Source organism: Janibacter corallicola NBRC 107790 (genome assembly GCF_001570965.1).
Classification (GTDB): Bacteria; Actinomycetota; Actinomycetes; order Actinomycetales; family Dermatophilaceae; genus Janibacter; species Janibacter corallicola.
This window is the reverse complement of sequence record NZ_BCSR01000083.1, coordinates 1-2,322: the sequence shown is the minus strand read 5'-3', so window position 1 is coordinate 2,322 and position 2,322 is coordinate 1. Positions and strand designations below refer to the sequence as shown.

Here is a 2,322-nt window from a genome sequence, read left to right as displayed (position 1 = left end):
GGGCCGGTCCCGGACCAGCTGGTCCGGACCGGCCCGAGGGTGGGGGTGTCGGGTCCCGGTGGGGACGGCGCGCACTTCCCGTGGCGGTTCTGGATCGACGGCGACCGCAGCGTCTCGGCCTATCGGCCGGGCCGCCCGCGCCGGCGCTGAGATCAGGCGGGGTTGACCGAGACGTCGACCTGCTGGGCCAGGTACTGCTCCATGCCCACCCGCTTCGAGGCGTCCAGCTGGGCCTCGAACCAGTCGCCGTGGCGCTCCTCGTCGAGGGCCATCTGCTCGAAGACGTTCGCCGTCGCGTGGTCGCCGAGGTCGTGGCACTCCTTGGCCGCGGAGTTGAAGGTGCGGATCGCGTGCAGCTCGCTGTCGAGGGCCAGCTCGAGGATCTCGATCGCGTTCTCCCCGACCTGGATGTTGTTCAGCTTCTGCACATTGGGGTGCCCGTCGAACATGAGGATCCGCTCGATAAGCTCGTCGGCGTCCTTCATCTCGCCGATCGACAGGTCGTAGAAGACCTTCCCGAGGCGGGGCATGCCCCAGTTGTCGAGCATCCGTGCGTTCAGGAAGTACCCGTTGACGACGGTGAGCTCGATGGTCAGTGCTTCGTTCAGAAGGGTGACGACCCTAGGGTCAACTGGCTTCACGTTCCGCCTCCGCGAGAGTGTGGACAGGATCCGAGATGGCCTCGGACTCCACAGTCTCGCAGATGATGCGGCGCACGGAGAAGACACAGGAGCCGCAGTCGCGTCCGGCTCCGGTACTGGCGCAGACCTGGGAGAGGCAGGTGGCCCCCGCTTCGACCGAGGCGACGATCTGCTTGTCGCCGACCACGGCGCAGTGGCACACGATCACGTTTCTCTCCGATCCCACGACGTTCTTGAGGTGAGGCACACCTTACCCACACCGATCCGGCAAAGTCACGGGGCGTTCCGCATGGCGGTCCCCGGTGCGCCTCACGACGTGCGGAGTGCTGCATGGCAAGGTTGGTCCGGGCACGAGCGCCCATCGGAGTCAAGGAGAGGGAAGAGACGTGAGCGACATCCTCGATGAGCTCCAGTGGCGGGGAGCGGTCGCCCAGACGACCGACCTCGAGGAGCTGCGGGCGGCCCTGGCCGACGGCCCGGTCACCGTCTACTGCGGATTCGACCCCACGGCGCCCTCGCTTCACTTCGGCAACTTCGTCCAGCTCGTCACGCTGCGCCGGCTGCAGCGGGCCGGGCACCGGGTCATCTGCCTCGTCGGCGGGTCGACCGGGCTGATCGGGGACCCCAAGCCCACGAGTGAGCGCCAGCTGCGCACGAGGGAGGCGACCGCGGCGAATGTCGCGCGGATCAAGGAGCTCGTCCGGCCCTTCCTGGACTTCGAGGGGGCAGAGGTCGAGCACCCCGCGATCCTCGTGGACAACCTGGAGTGGACCGGGCCGCTGAGTGCCCTGGACTTCCTGCGCGACGTGGGCAAGCACTTCCGGGTCAACCAGATGATCCGCAAGGACGCCATCGCGGCCCGGCTCGAGAGCCAGGACGGGATCTCCTACACCGAGTTCAGCTACCAGCTGCTGCAGGCACTGGACTACCTGGAGCTGTACCGGATGCACGGGTGCACGCTGCAGGTCGGCGGCTCGGACCAGTGGGGCAACCTCACCGCGGGAGTGGACCTCGTCCACCGGGCCGAGGGTGCTTCGGTCCACGCGATGACCTCGCCGCTGCTCACCGACTCGGGTGGGGTCAAGTACGGCAAGTCCGAGGGCAATGCCATCTGGCTCTCGGCCGACATGACCAGCCCGTACGCCTTCTACCAGTACTTCCTGGGCATCGAGGACGCCTCGGTCATCAAGCTCGTGAAGATCTTCACCGATCGCGGTCAGGAGGAGATCGAGGAGCTCGAGCGGCAGGTCCGGACGGAGCCACACCGGCGTGCGGCCCAACGGGCGCTCGCCGGCGACATGACGACCCTCGTGCACGGGAAGGCTGCGACGGCCTCGGTGGAGGCCGCATCGCAGGCCCTCTTCGGCAAGGGGGACGTGACCGCGCTGGACGAGGCGACCCTGCTCGATGCGACGGCGGAGCTACCGGGAGCGGACGTGCCGGCAGGCACCGGTCTGCTCGACGCCCTCGTCGCCACCGGACTCGTGGACTCCAAGAAGGCCGGCCGCCGGGCCATCGGCGAGGGATCGGTCGCGGTCAACGGCACCAGGATCCATGAGGAGGACCGTGTCCTCGCAACCGAGGACTACCTGTACGGCCGCGTCGCCGTGCTGCGCCGCGGCCGGAAGAACCAGGCCGCAGCACGCGCGAGCTGAGCGACGAACAGCAGTCGGGGAGACCC

At 68.3% G+C, this 2,322-nt stretch carries 3 protein-coding genes and 1 pseudogene; 2 read left to right on the top strand and 2 right to left on the bottom strand.

What is annotated here, in order from left to right; translation table 11 throughout:
• Positions 1 to 150, top strand: a pseudogene (locus JCO01S_RS16320) (DNA-3-methyladenine glycosylase); the annotation flags it as partial.
• Between the two features lie 2 nt (positions 151 to 152).
• On the opposite strand, the gene bfr reads toward JCO01S_RS16320, so the two are convergent.
• Positions 153 to 641, bottom strand: coding sequence for a bacterioferritin (gene bfr / locus JCO01S_RS15175; protein ID WP_068257663.1), 489 nt, complete (start codon positions 639 to 641; stop codon positions 153 to 155).
• Positions 628 to 843 carry a (2Fe-2S)-binding protein gene (locus JCO01S_RS15565; RefSeq protein WP_281189250.1) on the bottom strand — a complete coding sequence of 72 codons (216 nt, stop codon included), beginning with the start codon at positions 841 to 843 and terminating at the stop codon, positions 628 to 630. Before JCO01S_RS15565 ends, bfr begins: the two co-directional genes overlap by 14 nt.
• Before the next feature lie 184 nt (positions 844 to 1,027).
• Between JCO01S_RS15565 and tyrS the strand changes: the two genes are divergently transcribed.
• On the top strand, positions 1,028 to 2,296 hold the full coding sequence (tyrS, locus tag JCO01S_RS15165; RefSeq protein WP_068257657.1) for a tyrosine--tRNA ligase: 1,269 nt from the start codon (positions 1,028 to 1,030) through the stop codon (positions 2,294 to 2,296).
• Positions 2,297 to 2,322 lie beyond the last annotated feature (26 nt).